Raw genomic sequence first — 16,767 nt, 5'->3', positions numbered from 1 at the left:
CGCCGACGGACCAAGGACTGCCTATGTCAGTATCGACCTTTAAGACCCTCAGCACCTTCACGGCTGTCAGCGTCCTGCTCAGCGCCTGCTCGGCCTTCCAGCCCAAGCCGTTTACCGAGGACGAAATGCGCCAGCGGGTGGTCGAAGACCAGGCGCGCATGTACAAGGAACAGGAGCCGGTCAACGGGCCGATCACCTTCTACGAAGCCTCGGCGCGTGCCCTCAAGTACAACCTCGACTACCGCCTGAAACTGCTGGAAAGTGCCCTGGCCTCGGACCTGCGCGATGTCTCCAGCCACGAAATGCTGCCGCGCCTGGTGGCTTCGGCCGGCTATGCCGGACGCAACAACGATTCCGGCGGCACCTCGATCGGCATCGAGGACCGCCAGGTCAGCTTGCGCCCGTCCACCTCCGAAGAGCGCTACCGCACCCTGTACAGCCTGGGGCTGTCGTGGAGCCTGCTGGACTTCGGGGTCGCCTACTTCCGCACGCAGCAGAAGAACGACCAGATGCTGATGGCCGAGGAGCGCCGGGAAAAGGTCGCGCAGAATGTCCTGCAAGACGTACGCAACGCCTACTGGCGCGCGCTTGGCGCCCAGCGCCTGCTGCCCGAAGTGGACGGCCTGCTGATGCGCACCCATCGCGCCCTGACCGCCGCCCGTGAAGCCGAAGGCAAAGGCCTGCTGCCGCGCCAGGACATCCTCGCCTACCAGCGCGCCCTGCTCGACTCGGTGTACATGCTCACCGTGCGCCGCCAGGACCTGGAGTTCGCCCGCGCCGAACTGGCCGCCCTGATGTCGCTGCCGCCCAATACCCGCATGGTGCTGGCCGACACCAGCGAACAGCCGCTGCCACTGTTGACCAGCAACGTCGAGCAACTTGAGCGCCTTTCACTGGAGCGGCGCCCGGAAATCATGGAAGAGTGGTACCGCAAACGCGTGAGCATGAACGACCTGAAAATCGCCAAGGCCCAGTTGTGGCCGAACGTGAGCTTCAACTACGGCTATGAGTACGACTCCAACAAGTACCTGTACAACAGCGACTGGAACCAGACCGGCATCAATGTCTCGATGAACTTGCTGCGCCTGTTGCAGTACCCGGACATCGCCGCAGCGGAAAAAAGCCAGGAAAAGACCGACGACATGCGCCGCACCGCGCTGTCGATGGCGATCCTTACCCAGGTCCGCGTCGGCCTGCTGCGCTACCAGCTGGCGCGCCAGGAGGTGGAGTTCGCCGACGAAAGCCTGCGCGTTGACCAGAGCCTGCTCAGCTACGCCCAGTCGTCGCGCAACGCAGCGCTGGGCAGCGAGCTGGAGCTGATTCGCGCCGAAGGCCGCCTGCTGCTGTCGCGGTACCAGCGCGAAGCCGCCTACTCCGACGCTCAGGCCGCCTGGGGCCGGCTCTACAATTCGATCGGCTTCCAGGTCATGCCCAAGGAGATCGGGCAGCATGATGTGAAGACACTGGCGCGGGAGATTCAGAACACAGTGGAGAAGCAGACCCAGGACAACTTGCTGGCGGCAGGCAAGTAGCGCATGAACAAATCTTCATGATGGCTGTGAACGCCGTGATGACGGGGGTAAACGGGCAAACACTGGCGTATGCCCTGCCGCGCTTGCCTTGAGGGTGCGCGCCAGCCCGCGTAGCATCGCCGCCCCGCATCCTTGTGGGAGATTACCCCCTACCCTGTGGGAGCGGCTTTAGCCGCGAAACAAGCGACGCGGTGGATGGCACCGGCTTCGCCGGTGTTCGCGGCTGAAGCCGCTCCCACAGTTTCAAGAGAACCGGCGTGCCGGTGATTCGAATCCTAAGCCGACACACCACTGCCCATGCCCCAACCGATCCCCCTCAAGGACCACGAAAAGGAAAAGACCCTGGTCAACCGCCGGCTGCTGGCCTGCGCTGCCCTGGTGTTCAGCCTAGTCGCCGTCCTGGTCGGCCGACTCTACGTGCTGCAGGTGCTGCAACACGACCAGCAGACGGCGGTGTCGGAAAACAACCGCGTGCACGTACTGCCCATCGCCCCCGAGCGCGGGCTGATCTACGACCGTAACGGCGTGGTGCTGGCCGACAACAAGCCCAGCTTCGACCTGACCATGACCCGCGAGCGCGCCGGAGACTCGGCCAAGGTGCTCGACACCCTGGCACAGGTGCTGAACCTGGGCGAAGACGACCGCAAGCAGTTCGACAAGGACCTGCGCCGAGGCCGCAAGCCGTTCGAGCCGGTGACCCTGATGGTCGGCCTGAACGAGGAGCAGATCGCCCTGGTGGCGGTCAACCAGTTCCGCCTGCCCGGCCTGGACGTCGAGCCGCAGTTCATCCGCGAATACCCCCTGGCCGAACACTTCGCCCACTCGGTCGGCTATGTCGGGCGCATCAACGAAAAAGAAGCCAAAACCCTCGACAGCACCGAATACCGCGGCACCCAGTCGGTCGGCAAGACCGGCATCGAACACTTCTACGAAGCCCAGCTGCACGGCCATGTGGGCTACGAAGAAGTCGAGACCAACGCCCAGGGCCGGGTGATGCGCGTGCTCAACCACCAGGCACCGATCCCCGGCAAGGACATCATCCTCAGCATCGACAGCCACCTGCAAGTGGCCGCCGAGAAGGCCCTGGGTGACCGCCGGGGTTCGGTGGTGGTGCTCGACCCGGCCAACGGCGACGTGCTGGCGATGGTCAGCAACCCCAGCTTCGACCCCAACCTGTTCGTCAAAGGCATCAGCTTCAAGCAGTACGCCGCCCTGCGCGACTCGATCGACCGGCCGCTGTTCAACCGCGTGCTGCGCGGGCTGTATGCACCGGGTTCGACAGTCAAGCCGGAAGTGGCCATCGCCGGCCTCGACAGCGGCGTGATCACCCCCGGCAACCGGGTGTTCGACCCCGGTTACTACGAGCTGCCCAACTACGACCACAAGTACCGCAACTGGAACCGCAGCGGCGATGGCTGGGTAGACATGTACACCGCCATCATGCGCTCCAACGACACCTACTTCTACGACCTGGCGCACAAGCTCGGCATCGACCGCCTGCACGACTACATGGCCGAATTCGGCCTCGGCCAGAAGGTCTCGCTGGACATGAACGAAGAGGCCGCAGGGTTGATGCCGTCGGCCCAGTGGAAACGCGCCACCCGCCGCCAGGCGTGGTTCCCCGGCGAAACGCTGATCCTCGGCATCGGCCAGGGCTACATGCAGGTCACCCCGCTGCAGCTGGCCCAAGCCACCAGCCTGCTGGCCAGTAAAGGCGTGTGGCACCGCCCGCACCTGGCCATGAGCGTGGGCGGCGAAACCCCGGTCGACCCCAACCCCATGCCCGACATCGTGCTGCACGACCGCCACGCCTGGGACCAGGTCAGCCAGGGCATGCAGATGGTCATGCACGACCCACGCGGCATCGCCCGCGCCGCCGCCGCTGGTGCTCAATACCGCATCGCCGGCAAGAGCGGCACGGCGCAGGTGGTGGCGATCAAGCAAGGCGAGCGCTACAACCGCAACAAGACCCTGGAGCGCCACCGCGACAACGCCCTGTTCGTCGGCTTCGCCCCCGCCGACCACCCCAGCGTGGTGGTGGCGGTGATGATCGAGAACGGCGAGGCCGGTGGCCGGGTGGCAGGGCCCGTGGTGCGTGAGGTGATGGATGCTTACTTGCTGGATGAGCAAGGGCACCTGAAACCGGAGTATGCCGGTGGCGCGCAGGCAAAGCCCGTTCCGCATAGTTAGGGCCTGTACAACATCCGAGGTGGGAGCTTCAGCCGCGAAGCAGGCAACGCGGTGGAGGGCACCGGCTTCGCCGGTGATCGCGGCTAAAGCCGCTCCCACAGGGATTGCATGCCGCCTGAGGCATTGCGCTGGTAGGAGCGGATTCATCCGCGAAGCAGGCACCGCGGTGCATGGCACGGGCTACCTATCGCGCAACTTTTTAAGTTTGAGCAAGACAGTTGCTCCCACGGGGATCTTGTCTCACTAATGTGAATGCGGACCCGTGCGCTCCACTGCCAATGCCAGCGCATCCGCCTGCCCCCAAGCAATCTGCATCGCCCGCAGGCCATGCATCAACAACTAACGCGCTTCTTCATCCTCGATACGCTCAAGGGCACGACGACTGTCGCTGTAAGCGAACATCAGGTAGTGGGAGACATTGAGCAGAACGTTTTCCATCGGCACGATCTTTTCGCCGATGGCGCGGGAGAGGGATTTGCCGGGAGGCAGTTCAAAGGAATGAGGTGGATCGGGGACGATTTTTTTCATAGCAATTCCTTGAAGATTAAGGAGCTGCCACCGCCGTTTCCACACGAAGGGCGGCAACTGTACGCGGGGTGGAAAACCGGTCTTCAAGGAACCCCGGTAGGCCTCACGGCCTCCCGCGCACAGCTGCCATAACGGCAGACATCTTGAAGATTGTTCGGGTTTCCACACCCGATCGCTGAACCCTCAGCGACCCGGAAAGCCTAGTGGGTGGCGTTTCCCGGAACAATCAGACGCCTGTCGATAGGTCACGTAGGGTATTTCCCGCGCCCTGATACCACCACCCCGATCTTGTAGGAAGCATCTGAATCCGGAGTAGGATTCACCATCTGACCGTCATATTTCGGTCACGCTACCGTCGTAATCTGCCGGGCAACTCTATGCCAAAGGTCGCCCGGCATGCTCCGCCTGCTGCTCTTGCTGCTTCCCCTGCTCCCCCTGACGGCCGTGGCCGAGCCGGTGCACCTGCGCGTGCAAGGCTCCAACACCATCGGCGCCGCCCTGTTGCCGGCCCTGGTGCAGGGCCAGTTGTGGGCACAGCAGGCAACGGCCATCGAACAGCTACCAGGGGCAGTGGCGAATGAAACCGTGATCAACGCCCGTGGTACGGATGGCCAGGCGCTGCGCATCGACATTGCGGCGCACGGGTCGAGCACCGGTTTTGCCGCGTTGGGCCGTGGCGAGGCCGACCTGGCCGCCGCCTCCCGCCCCATCAGCGATGCCGAAGCGCGCCAGCTCAAGGCGCTGGGTGACCTGCGGGCAGCCAGTGCCGAGCAGGTCATCGGCCTTGATGGCGTGGCGGTGATCGTCCACCCCGACAACCCTTTGCCGCAGCTCACCACCGCGCAACTGGCGCAGATCTTCTCCGGGCAGATCGAACGCTGGGAGCAACTGGGTGTGGCAGGTGGCGCGATCCATCTGTATGCCCGCGATGATCGCTCCGGCACCTTCGAAACGTTCAAGGCGCTGGTGCTCGAACCGCACCATGGCGAATTGGCCGACCGCGCCCTGCGCTACGAATCCAGCGACACCCTGGCCGAACGCGTCAGCGCCGATCGCCAGGCCATCGGTTTCAGCAGCCTGGCCGCCGTGCACGGAGCCAAGGTACTGGCGATTGCAGAAGGCGATGCACCGGCCATGCTACCGGACCGTTCGCTGGTGGCCAGCGAGGACTACCCGCTGTCACGCCGGCTGTATTTCTACCTTCCCGCCAACGCCAAACCCCAGGCCAGGGCACTGGCCGAGTTTGCCCAAAGCCCGGCTGGCCAGGCCATCGTCGCCGAGCAGGGGTTCGTTTCTCAGCAGGTCAAATCGCTGTCCGTGCCGGCCCAGGCCGACATGCCACCGCGCTACCGCAACCTGGCACAGCAGGCGCAGCGCCTGAGCGTCAACTTCCGCTTCCAGGAAGGCAGCGCCAGCCTCGACAACAAAGCGTTGCGCGATGTGCAGCGGGTCGCAGACTATCTGCGTCAGGCAGGCAAACTGCAGAGCAAGGCGGTGCTGGTGGGCTTTGGCGATCCCAAGGAAACGCCAGGGCGCGCCGCCCTGCTCTCGCGCTTAAGGGCCCAAGCTGTGCGCCGTGAGCTGGCCCGCGATGGGGTTGAAGTATTGGAAGTGACGGGCATGGGCGATGAACTGCCGGTTGCGGGCAACGATCTGGAGCAAGGGCGGTTGCGTAACCGGCGGGTGGAAGTGTGGGTTTACTGATCCGCGTCTCCCGGCAAAGAAATGTAACAGCTCACCATTCGGCATCACCCGCAAACAGGTCTAGGCTCAAGCCCATGTGATACCGGGCCCCTCTGACGGCGACCGCGCCGCCATGTCGGATCACTGTTGCCATGCAACGTCGACAATCAAGGAGGGGCTCATGACGGCTCTACACGCATTCCTCACCCAACCATTCCTCGGCACCAGCACCTGGTTGTGGCTGGTGTTCATGGCCATCGTCATCGGCTTGCTGGTCCTCGACCTTGGCGTACTCCATCGCCAGGACCGTGAAATCGAAATGCGCGAAAGCCTGCTGCTTTACTCAGGCTATTTCAGCGTGGGCGTGCTGTTCGGGGCGTGGGTCTGGTACGAGCTGGGCGCACAATCGGCGCTGGAGTTCTACACGGGGTTCCTGGTCGAGCAGTCGTTGTCGATGGACAACGTGTTCGTCATGGCGATGATTTTCGGCTTCTTCGCCATCCCCCGCCGCTACCAGCACCGCGTGCTGTTCTGGGGCATCCTCGGCGTGGTGTTCCTGCGCGCGATCATGATCGGCGTGGGTGCGACACTGGTGCAGAACTTCGAATGGGTGTTGTACATCTTTGGCGCATTCCTGCTGTTTACCGGAGTGAAGATGGCCCTGTCGAAGGAAGACAGCCATGTGGATCTGGCGAACAATCCGGTGCTGAAATTCGTCAGGCGGCACATGCGTGTGACCGACCAGATTCATGGGTCGCACTTTTTCGTTCGCCTGACTCCGCCGGGCGAGAGCAAAGCCTTGCGTTACGCCACGCCGCTATTCCTGGCGCTTGTGTTGATCGAACTGGCTGACCTGGTGTTTGCGGTCGATAGCGTGCCGGCGATCTTTGCCATCACGCAGGATCCGTTCATTGTTTATACGTCGAACATCTTTGCCATTCTGGGGCTGCGCTCGCTGTACTTTGCCTTGTCGGCGTTGATGCACCGGTTTGTGTATCTCAAGTATGCGTTGGCGCTGGTGCTCATCTTCATTGGGTGCAAGATCTTCTACCACGGCATGGTAGGCAAAGTGCCGGCGTTGCTGTCGCTGGGGGTTACGTTCGGGTTGTTGCTGGGTGGGGTGGTGGTGTCTCTGATCAAGACGCGGGGAGAAAAGCCATCGGCAGAAGAGGGGCATGTGGATGAGGCTCCCAACAGCAAACAGGCGAGCGGTAAGTAAATTGCCGAAAACTCCTACAAAATCAGTCGACTCCGCTGGCTATTCAAACCCCGGCTCCTCAACCAGCATGCGCTTTCCTCGGACAAGGAATTCCCATGCAAAAGCTCCCGATACCCGATCTCACCCAACGACGCATCAACCCCAAGTTTGTCGCCGCAGTTGCCATCCCAGTACTCCTCATAGGCGGCGTCGCAGCATTGTTCAACCAGGTCATGTTCTACAACGAAGCAGGCCAGATGACCCACGTGCGAACAATCTTCGGCGAAGAGAAAGTTGTCGAGGATGTAGGTTATGCCACCCAATGGTTTGGCCGCAGCACCGTTTGGCGCCGCACTATCGGTGTGCAGTCGTCCCTGCAGATCGACGGCCAGGACGAGGCCCGAAAAGGCCATCCTTCGATAACGTTGGAAAACCTGCCGATCGTATTTCTCGGCAATGTCGACGCTAAAGCGGAATTCAGTACTCAGTTTCGCCTGCCGTCGGGTGACGACTTCCTGAAGATCGCCCAGGAATACCGCACGCCGGACAACTTCCTGCAACGCGCACTGCTGCCGGCAGTCAAGGAAACGCTGCAGGCCACTGCGTCGTTGATGAGCGCCGATGATTACTACGCCGGTAACCGCAGCCACTTCGGCGCCGAATTCGAGAACCAGCTGCGCAATGGCCTGTACCTGACCAGCCGCAAGGAAACCCGCGTGCAGCGCGATAACTTTCCAGCACAGACGGCCATCCTTCAGGCTGGCACGGAACAGGGAAGTTTCGGCGATAACTCTGCCACCCGCTTCATCATCGAGAAGAAGCTCGACAAAAATGGCCAGGAGTTGCGTAAACAGCAACAATTCCGTTTGTTCGGTGTTGAAGTCGTTGATGCGCGGGTGACTCATATCGACCCCAATCCGCAATATCAGCAAAGGATGGTTCGGGTGCAACAGGCGTTGGCGGAGCTGGCGGTGGCCCGGCAGAATAGGCTGAAGGAAGAAGAAGAAAAGCAGCTTGTCTCAGCCCGAGGCGCCAAGGATGTCGAAGCCAAACGCCAGGAAAGCTTGCGCCAGCAGATCGAACGTACTACTGCCGCCGAGACGGAAAAGCAACTGACCTTGATCAATGCGGAGCGAGAAAAACGGCGAGCCGAAATCGATAAACAGACCGCCGAGCTACTGCGTGACAAGGCTCGGGTCAATGCCGAAGCTACCCGCATTACTGCCGACGCCGAAGCCCACGCCCGTGAAGTTTCGATCAAGGCCGACGGTGCCCTGCAAAACAAGCTCGATGCGCTAGTGAAGATCAATCGCGCTTGGGCTGAGGCGGCGGCCCGCGCCCCTGTACCCAGCGTGATGATGGGTGGTGGGGCAGAAACCGGCATCGGACGCCAGGACGAAATGAGTAGACTCATGGGCGTTCTGGCAACCAAGGCAGCCAAGGATCTGTTGGTGGACCTCAAGGCGCAGTGAATTGTTGATGGCCTTCTAGACGCGACACCATCAAGAAGGCCATCCGTTTCATCTGGAACTACGCAACATCTCCACCGGCACATACTTGCCGATTTCATACTTGCCAATCGCAGCGCGGTGCACCTCATCCGGCCCGTCGGCCAACCGCAGGGTGCGCTGCATGGCGTACATGTACGCCAGCGGGAAATCGCCGCTCACCCCTGCCCCGCCGTGTATCTGAATGGCCCGGTCGATCACCTTCAGAGCCACGTTCGGCGCGACGACCTTGATCTGTGCAATCTCGCTGCGCGCAACCTTGTTACCCACCGTGTCCATCATGTAGGCGGCCTTCAGGGTCAGCAGCCGGGCCATGTCGATTTCCATGCGCGAGTCGGCGATCTTGTCGACGTTCCCGCCCAGGCGCGCCAACGGCTTACCGAAGGCAGTGCGCTCGACAGAGCGTTTGCACATCAATTCCAGCGCCCGTTCAGCCATGCCCACCGAACGCATGCAGTGGTGGATGCGCCCTGGTCCAAGTCGCCCCTGGGCGATCTCGAAGCCGCGGCCTTCGCCGAGGATCACGTTTTCGTAGGGCACACGCACGTTCTCGAACAGCACCTCGGCATGACCATGCGGGGCGTCGTCGTAGCCGAACACCGGCAACGGCCGGACGATCTTCACCCCCGGCGCATCGGTCGGCACCAGCACCATCGAGTGCTGCTGGTGGCGCGGGCCTTGCGGGTCTGAAAGGCCCATGAAGATCATCACCTTGCAACGCGGGTCGCAGGCGCCGGAGGTCCACCATTTGCGGCCGTTGATTACCCACTCGTCACCGTCACGCACGGCGGTGGCGGCCATGTTGGTGGCGTCCGAAGAGGCCACGTCCGGTTCGGTCATAGCGAACGCCGAGCGGATCTCGCCCCGCAGCAACGGCTCCAGCCACTGGCGCTTCTGCGCCTCGCTGCCGTAGCGCACCAGCACCTCCATGTTGCCGGTGTCCGGCGCCGAGCAGTTGAACGGCTCTGGCCCCAGCAGCGAACGGCCCATGATTTCGGCCAATGGCGCGTATTCAAGGTTGGTCAGGCCGGCGCCGTATTCCGACTCCGGCAGGAAGAGATTCCACAGGCCCTCGGCGCGGGCCTTGGCCTTGAGCTCTTCCATGATCGCGGTGGGCTGCCAACGGTCGCCCTCGGCAACCTGGCGCTCGAACACCGGTTCGGCGGGATAGACATGGGCATCCATGAACGCGGTGACGCGCTCGCGCAGTGCCTGGACCTTGGGCGAATAGGCGAAATCCATCGGGGCTACCTTCACGGTTCGAAGTACATGGGCAGAGCCTAGAGCAGCGCGCCTCAATCTACCTAGTCTATTTTCCGCGTGTATAAACATTCATAACCGATATATGATCGGGCAATAATTCCAACAAAGAGCGGCGCGCATGAACCTCAGCAAGGTCGATCTCAACCTGTTCATCGTCTTCGATGCGATCTACACCGAAGCCAACCTGACCCGTGCCGGGCAGATCGTCGGCATTACTCAGCCTGCAGTGTCCAACGCGCTGTCGCGCTTGCGCGAAACCTTCAATGACCCACTGTTCGTGCGCACCGCCCAGGGCATGGTGCCCACGCCCATGGCGCAGAACATCATCGGCCCGGTGCGCAACGCCCTGGCGCTGCTGCGGACCTCGGTGCAGGAAAGCCGCATCTTCAACCCGCAGCAGGCCAACAAGACCTTTCGCATCAGCATGACCGACCTCACCGAAGCGGTCATCCTGCCGCCGCTGTTCCAGCGCCTGCGCCGCCTGGCACCGGCAGTGCTGATCGAGAGCTTCCTGTGCAAGCGCCGCGAGACCACCAAAGAACTGGCCGCCGGCCGCCTGGACTTTGCCGTCGACGCGCCGCTGAACACCGACCCGCAGGTGCGTCACGTCAAGCTGATGCAGGACCGCTACGTTTGCGCCCTACGCCAGGGTCATCCGCTGGCCGAGGCCAAACTGACCCTCGACAGCTACCTTGGCATGACCCATATCCATATCTCCAGCCGCCGCAACGGCTTGGGCTACGTCGACCTGGCGCTGGGCAAGATGGGTGTGCAACGCAAGGTCGCGCTGCGATCGCAGCATTACCTCATGGCCTCGCAAGTGCTGCAGCAGACCGACATGGCGATGACCGTGCCGGAACGCTTCGCCCGTCGCCATCAACTGCGCTACCACCCATTGCCGGTGGACGTGCCGCCGCTTGAAACGCATCTCTATTGGCACGAGAGCACCGATCAGGACCCTGCCAACCGCTGGATGCGCGAGCAGATCATCGAGTTGTGCGAACGGGTGGTGGCGGAAGAAGAACGTGCGCTGGAGTCGGCTTAGTTCAGAAAAATTTCCCACTCAACGTATTAGATCGAGAAAGTTTTACCGGATTAGCCGGGTGAATTTGAATAAAAGGGCGAAAATCTTCTTCGCCCGCACGGTTACGCTTGCTGCATCGATCGCCGAACCCACGGTGACATCCCAGGACCCGCCAGCATGCATAGCGCCCCGCTCTATTTCGACTACGCCGCCACCACACCGGTCGATGACCGAGTCATCGAAACCATGCTCACCTGCCTCGGGCGCCAGGTTAACTTCGGCAACCCCGCCTCGTCTGGCCACGCCTACGGCCAGAGCGCCCGCGAGGCCGTCGAACAGGCCCGTCAGCAAGTGGCCGAGCGTGTCGGCGCGAGCGCCGATGACATCGTGTGGACCTCGGGCGCTACCGAATCCAACAACCTCGCACTCAAAGGCATCGCCCAGGGCCTCGGTCAGCCGGGCCACCTGATCACCAGCCAGTTGGAGCACAAAGCCGTGCTCGACACCGTCAACGAACTGGAGCGCCAAGGCTGGGCGGTCACCCGCCTGGCGCCGGACGCCAATGGCCTGATTCAGCCGTACGATGTTCAGGCCGCTTTGCGCCGGGATACCCGCCTGGTGTCATTGATGGCGGTCAACAACGAGCTCGGCACTGTCACCGATTTCGCCGCCATCGGTGATCGCGTGCGCGCCCATGGTGCCCTGTTGCACGTGGATGCGGCGCAGGCAGTGGGCAAGCTGGCCATCGACTTGCGGGCCATGGCGGTCGACCTGATGTCGTTCTCGGCACACAAGGTGTATGGGCCCAAAGGCATCGGCGCGCTGTACGTCGGCGCGCGCGCCCGCGAGCTGATGCGCGCGCAGATCCACGGTGGCGGGCATGAACGCGGGCTGCGTTCCGGAACATTGCCGACCCATCAGATCGTAGGCATGGGCAGCGCCTTCGCCCTCGCCGGCCAGCCCGGTGATAGCGAACACCGGCGCATCGAGCAACTCGCCGGGCACTTGCGCGAAGGGCTGTTGGCGCTGCCCGGCGTGAGCCTGAACGGCTGCGCCACTCAGCGCATCCCGCACACCCTGAACCTGTGCATCGACGCCCCAGGCTTCAACAGCGCGGCGTTGGCCACGGAGCTTGCGTTGTCGACCACCTCGGCGTGTAACTCGGCAAGCAACGCGGCCTCGCATGTGCTGCTGGCCTTGGGACTGAATGAGCAACGGGCGCGCAAGAGCTTGCGGGTGAGTATTGGACGGTTTACCAGCGAAGCCGAGGTTGCCGAGGCGATCGAGGTGTTTGGCCGAGCGGTGGCGGCGGCATCGGTCGCGCTGTGGTGAAAACCGTCACAGGCTGCAGCTTGCTTAAAGGAAGGTAAACACCTTTGAAGCTGGCAAGCGCGACTTGTTCAGCCCGGCATTGAAGTCCGCCTCGCTGCGGTAACCCAGGCACAGCACCACCACACTGCTGTAACCCTGCTCGCGCAGGCCCAGCTCGGCGTCCATGATCTTGCTGTCAAAACCCTCGATCGGCGTAGCGTCCAGGCCATGGGCTGCGGCGCCGAGCAGCGCGGTGCCCAGGGCCAGGTAGGTTTGCTTCTCCATCCAGTGTTGCAGGTCTTTCTGGTCGAAGCGGTGCAGGTTCACATAGTGACGACGAGTTTGATTCTGCCCCGCACGGGCCTGATCATCGCGGAAACGTCCATCTGCCGCCTCCTGATCGAGCACGGCGTCCAGGTGCGCTTCGCTCATCTCGGTGCGGGTGCAAAACACGATCACATGGGAGGCATCGAGAATCTTCGGCGTGTTGTAGGCGTAGCCCTCGGCCGTACTCTTGGCCAGGCGCGCCTTACCTTCAGCGCTATCGGCAACGACAAAATGCCACGGCTGCGAGTTGACCGAGGACGGGCTGTGGCGCAACTGCTCAAGCAAGGCATCGATGGTGGCCTGGGGGATTTTGCGGGCGGCATCGTAAGCCTTGGTGGTGTAACGGCGCTTGGCCAGGGAAACGGTATCCATGCTGCAACTCCAATAGGCGGAACGGGATGTGGGGTGCATAGTATCTTTCCTGCAAACAAGAAAAACCGGCAAAATGCAGCAACACTTTCATCGTTGGAGTGAAAATGCTGCGCATCACTGACTTGGAACTCTTCGTACGCAGCAGCGCTTTGGGCAGTTTCACCGCCGCCGCCCACGAGGCCGACCTGCTACCGGGGCAGGTGGCTGCTGCGATCAAGCGCCTGGAACGCGAACTCGACGTGCGCCTGTTCGCTCGCACTACCCGCAGTTTGCGCCTGACCGCCGAAGGCGAGCTGTACCTGCCCACCGCCCAGCACGTATTGGCGACCTTGCGCCAGGGGCATGATCAGTTGCACGGCAGCCACAGCACCTTGCGCGGGGTGCTGCAGGTGTCGGCGCCCTCGGACATCGGCCGCAACCTGCTGCTGCCTTGGCTGAGCGCATTTCGTCGTCAGCACCCCGCGCTGAACCTGCGCTTCTTTCTTTCTGATCAGATGGCCGACTTCAGCCGCGACCCGGTGGACGTTGCCATCCGCTATGGCCTGAACCAGGACGCCAATTACATTGCCTTACCTCTGGCGCCCTGGAACCGGCGGGTGCTGGTGGCGTCCCCCAGCTACCTGGCCCGGCACGGCCGCCCGCGCAGCCCCGAAGAGCTGCAGCAACACGACTGCCTGCTGTACCTACAGCACAACCGGGTGTACGACAAATGGCAGCTTGGCAACCGCACCGTGCAGGTGCGCGGGCCGTTGGTCAGCGACGATGCCGACGTGGTGCGACGCTGGGCGCTGGAGGGCGAAGGCATCGTCTACAAGTCGTGGCTGGATGTCAGCGCCAACATCGCTGCCGGCGAGCTCGAAGTGCTGCTGCCGGAGCACCAGGGCGAGGCCACCCCGGTGACCCTGGTATGCCCGCATCGCAAACAGCTGTCGCCTGCCGTGACGCAGCTTCACCTGTGCCTGCGCGAGCGCTTTGCGGCGCTGCAGCCTGCACAAATGTTCTAAACCGGCGAGTGCGTCTGGGGTAAGGTGAACTGCCCTGCCCATCTGTAGCTACCTCGCCATGCCCAACTGGATCGACCTCAAGCAAGACGCCGACACCGGCATCGAGTCGGTCCGCGCGCATTTCGTCGGCCACGCCTACGACCCACACTGGCACGACAGTTTTCTGGTCGGCTACACCGAACAGGGCGTACAGCAGTTCGATTGCCGCCGGGTGCGTCACCGCAGCACGCCTGGGTATGTTTTCCTGCTCGAACCCGGTGACATTCACAACGGCCACGCGCCGACCGAAGAAGGCTTCACCTATTCCACGCTGTACCTGGAGCCATCCTGGTTGGAGGCCGAATTGCGCGAGCTGTTCGAGCAGGCACCCAGCGACAGCCTGCCGAGCATTGCCGACCCGCTGTGCCATGACCCGCGCCTGGTCGGCGCCACCGCGCGGGCGTTCCAGGCCGTGCATGGCGAAGAACTGCGCATCGTCCGGCAAACCGCGACCGACGACCTGCTCAGTTGCCTGACCGGCCACCTGCTCTGGCGCAAACGACTAAATCCCGACCCGCGCCTGCCACTGACCGCGCAGCGCGCGCGCGATTACCTGCATGCCCATCTGGACCAGGACATCGGCCTTGATGACCTGGCGCACGCCTGCGGCATCGACCGTTTCCGCCTGACCCGGGCATTCAAGGCCGCCTTCGGCCTGGCGCCGCACGCCTATCTGATCCAGCTGCGCCTGGCCCGTGCACGTCGCCTGCTTGCCCAGGGCCAGACACCGACCGAGGTGGCCATGGCTTTGGGCTTTGCCGACCAGAGCCACCTGGGGCGCTGGTTCCGCCGTGCCTACCAGCTGACGCCGGCGGACTATCGGCGCCGCTGCACAAACCTTCCAGACTGACACGCGGCGATGCTTGAGCATGGTGCTCTGTTCAATCGGAGCCATTCAGCATGTCACACGCATTGTTGCCCTTCATTCTCTTCGCCCTGGTCGCCAGCATCAGCCCGGGGCCGACCAACCTGTTGATCCTTGGCCACGGTGCACGCAACGGCATGCGCGCCTGCCTGGCGCCGATCCTGGCGGGATGTGGCGCAGCGGCGGCGGTCGTGCTGCTGGTGGGGTTGGGGCTGGGTGAGTTGCTGCTGCGTCACCCACTTGCCCAGCAGTTGATGAGCTGGACCGGAGTGCTGTGGCTGAGCTGGCTGGCATGGCGCATCCTGCGCAGCGCAGGGCAGCCATTGGATGTCAGCGCAGCCAGACCATTTGGTGCGCTCAGTGCAGCGTCGTTGCAGGTGGTGAACCCGAAAGTGTGGATGATGGCGGTGGCGGTGATTGGCGTGTTTGCCGCACCCCAGCTGCCAGTATGGCAGTTGGCGCTGGTGTTTCTGCTGATCGCCCTGCCCTGCATGGCGGCCTGGGCGCTGCTGGGGGTGGGCAGTGCGCGCTGGCTGCAGGCGCCAGGGCGGTTGCTGTGGTTCAACCGGGGCTTGGCGGGGTTGTTACTGGTGTCGGCCTGGGCGGCGCTGCTAGGTTGATGTGGGTTTGACCGGCCCCATCGCCGGCAAGCCGGCGATGGGGCGCAGGGTCAATCAATGACTAAGCGCTTCTCGAAATCGTCGTGTACTGGCCACCGCAAGCAACAAACCGACCACCGCCACGCTCCCGCCAACCATACCGATATCGGCCACACCCATCTGGCTGCTGACGATACTGCCCAGCAGCGCTCCGCCACCGATGCCGATGTTGTAGATCCCTGAGAACAGCGCCATGGCCACGTCCGTGGCATCGGAGGCCAGCTTCAGGGTCTTGGACTGCAGCGACAGGCTGAAGCTGAGGATCGCAACGCCCCAGAACATGCTCAACGCGGCGAACAGGTAGAAATTACCCGACAGCGGCAGCAGCAACAGCAAGCAAGCCGCCAGCAGGCCGATCGAGCCAACCAGGAAACCATGCGGGAAGCGGTCGCTGTAACGGCTGAACAGCAGCGAACCGAACACACCGGCGCCGCCAAACAGCAGCAGCAACAGCGTGGTGCGTTCGCCACCGATCTGCGCCACATGCAGGGCGAACGGCTCGATGTAGCTGTAGGCGGTGAACTGCGCGGTGATTACCAGCGTTACCAGTACATAGGTGATCACCAGCGCCGGGCGCTTGAACAGGATCGGCAGGCTGCGCAGCGAGCCTGAGTTCTGACTGGGCAGCAGCGGCAGCGACTTCATCAGGCACAGCATGGTGGCCAACGCCACCCCGGCAATGCTGAGGAAGGTCACGCGCCAACCCAGTGCCTCGCCCACCACCCGGCCCAGCGGGATGCCCAGGACCATCGCCAGGGTAGTACCGGTCGCCAGCAAACCCAGCGCCTTGGCCTGCTGGCCCGGCGGCGCCACGCGTACCGCCAGCGAGGCGGTGATGGCCCAGAACACGGCATGCGACAGGGCGATACCGATACGGCTCACCAGCAGCATGGCAAAGCTCTGCGACAACCACGACAGCAGGTGGCTGACAATGAACACCAGGAACACGAACAACAGCAGGCGCCGCCGCTCGATGTTACGCGTCAGCAGCATCATCGGCAGCGAAGCCAGTGCCACCACCCAGGCATAGATGGTCAGCATCAGGCCGACCTGCGCGGTGGTCATGTCGAAGCTGCTGCCAATGTCGCTGAGCAGCGCCACCGGCACGAACTCCGTGGTGTTGAAGATGAAGGCCGCCAGGGCTAAAGCGATCACGCTCAGCCAGCTGCCGCCGCCCGTAGCCGGCGGCAGGTCGGTGGGGATGGGTCCGTTCATGGGTGGTTGTCTGTTCTCCGCAGGCAAGGCGAAAGGACGCGCGTCAGGG

13 protein-coding genes and 1 pseudogene are annotated in these 16,767 nt (G+C 63.0%); 10 read left to right on the top strand and 4 right to left on the bottom strand.

Features of this window, described 5'->3' with window-relative positions; all coding sequences use genetic code 11:
- Window positions 1-23 precede the first annotated feature (23 nt).
- Window positions 24-1,532 carry a TolC family protein gene (locus ACIQUF_RS02020; protein WP_403127672.1) on the top strand — a complete coding sequence of 503 codons (1,509 nt, stop codon included), beginning with the start codon at window positions 24-26 and terminating at the stop codon, window positions 1,530-1,532.
- Between the two features lie 297 nt (window positions 1,533-1,829).
- Window positions 1,830-3,722 (top strand): penicillin-binding protein 2, encoded by a 1,893-nt coding sequence (gene mrdA, locus ACIQUF_RS02015; RefSeq protein ID WP_403127670.1) that lies wholly within the window; start codon window positions 1,830-1,832, stop codon window positions 3,720-3,722.
- 243 nt (window positions 3,723-3,965) lie between these two features.
- Here the strand turns inward: mrdA and ACIQUF_RS02010 are convergent.
- Window positions 3,966-4,250: pseudogene (locus ACIQUF_RS02010) on the bottom strand (hypothetical protein).
- 396 nt (window positions 4,251-4,646) lie between these two features.
- Between ACIQUF_RS02010 and ACIQUF_RS02005 the strand changes: the two are divergent.
- From ACIQUF_RS02005 to ACIQUF_RS01995, 3 genes are all read left to right on the top strand, one after another.
- Window positions 4,647-5,954 carry a substrate-binding domain-containing protein gene (locus tag ACIQUF_RS02005; protein WP_403127668.1) on the top strand — a complete coding sequence of 436 codons (1,308 nt, stop codon included), beginning with the start codon at window positions 4,647-4,649 and terminating at the stop codon, window positions 5,952-5,954.
- A 160-nt stretch (window positions 5,955-6,114) separates the two neighbouring features.
- Window positions 6,115-7,152, top strand: a complete 1,038-nt coding sequence (locus ACIQUF_RS02000) for a TerC family protein (protein ID WP_403127665.1) — start codon at window positions 6,115-6,117, stop codon at window positions 7,150-7,152.
- A gap of 95 nt (window positions 7,153-7,247) precedes the next feature.
- Window positions 7,248-8,603 carry an SPFH domain-containing protein gene (locus tag ACIQUF_RS01995; protein ID WP_403127662.1) on the top strand — a complete coding sequence of 452 codons (1,356 nt, stop codon included), beginning with the start codon at window positions 7,248-7,250 and terminating at the stop codon, window positions 8,601-8,603.
- A gap of 48 nt (window positions 8,604-8,651) precedes the next feature.
- Here ACIQUF_RS01995 and ACIQUF_RS01990 read toward each other — a convergent pair whose 3' ends face one another.
- Complete coding sequence (locus tag ACIQUF_RS01990) at window positions 8,652-9,881, bottom strand: acyl-CoA dehydrogenase (protein ID WP_403127660.1); 1,230 nt, start codon at window positions 9,879-9,881, stop codon at window positions 8,652-8,654.
- A 139-nt stretch (window positions 9,882-10,020) separates the two neighbouring features.
- Here ACIQUF_RS01990 and ACIQUF_RS01985 point away from each other — a divergent pair, with 139 nt between their 5' ends.
- Both ACIQUF_RS01985 and ACIQUF_RS01980 read left to right on the top strand, forming a co-directional pair.
- Window positions 10,021-10,947 (top strand): LysR family transcriptional regulator, encoded by a 927-nt coding sequence (locus ACIQUF_RS01985; RefSeq protein ID WP_403127657.1) that lies wholly within the window; start codon window positions 10,021-10,023, stop codon window positions 10,945-10,947.
- A 156-nt stretch (window positions 10,948-11,103) separates the two neighbouring features.
- Window positions 11,104-12,258, top strand: coding sequence for a cysteine desulfurase family protein (locus ACIQUF_RS01980; protein ID WP_403127647.1), 1,155 nt, complete (start codon window positions 11,104-11,106; stop codon window positions 12,256-12,258).
- Between the two features lie 24 nt (window positions 12,259-12,282).
- Here the strand turns inward: ACIQUF_RS01980 and nfsB are convergent, their stop codons facing one another.
- Window positions 12,283-12,936, bottom strand: coding sequence for an oxygen-insensitive NAD(P)H nitroreductase (gene nfsB / locus ACIQUF_RS01975; RefSeq protein ID WP_403127644.1), 654 nt, complete (start codon window positions 12,934-12,936; stop codon window positions 12,283-12,285).
- Between the two features lie 104 nt (window positions 12,937-13,040).
- Between nfsB and ACIQUF_RS01970 the strand changes: the two genes are divergently transcribed.
- The 3 genes from ACIQUF_RS01970 to ACIQUF_RS01960 are packed head-to-tail and all read left to right on the top strand — an operon-like array spanning window position 13,041 to window position 15,464.
- On the top strand, window positions 13,041-13,940 hold the full coding sequence (locus tag ACIQUF_RS01970; RefSeq protein WP_403127633.1) for a LysR substrate-binding domain-containing protein: 900 nt from the start codon (window positions 13,041-13,043) through the stop codon (window positions 13,938-13,940).
- Window positions 13,941-13,998: 58 nt separating this feature from the next.
- Window positions 13,999-14,829 (top strand): AraC family ligand binding domain-containing protein, encoded by an 831-nt coding sequence (locus ACIQUF_RS01965; RefSeq protein ID WP_403127612.1) that lies wholly within the window; start codon window positions 13,999-14,001, stop codon window positions 14,827-14,829.
- Between the two features lie 50 nt (window positions 14,830-14,879).
- On the top strand, window positions 14,880-15,464 hold the full coding sequence (locus ACIQUF_RS01960; protein ID WP_403127609.1) for a LysE family translocator: 585 nt from the start codon (window positions 14,880-14,882) through the stop codon (window positions 15,462-15,464).
- Between the two features lie 54 nt (window positions 15,465-15,518).
- On the opposite strand, the gene ACIQUF_RS01955 is transcribed toward ACIQUF_RS01960, so the two are convergent.
- Complete coding sequence (locus ACIQUF_RS01955; protein ID WP_403127604.1) at window positions 15,519-16,718, bottom strand: sugar transporter; 1,200 nt, start codon at window positions 16,716-16,718, stop codon at window positions 15,519-15,521.
- Window positions 16,719-16,767 lie beyond the last annotated feature (49 nt).

The organism is Pseudomonas sp. NPDC090233, assembly GCF_044772285.1.
Lineage (GTDB): Bacteria > Pseudomonadota > Gammaproteobacteria > Pseudomonadales > Pseudomonadaceae > Aquipseudomonas.
This window is presented reverse-complemented; position numbering and strand designations above follow the sequence as displayed.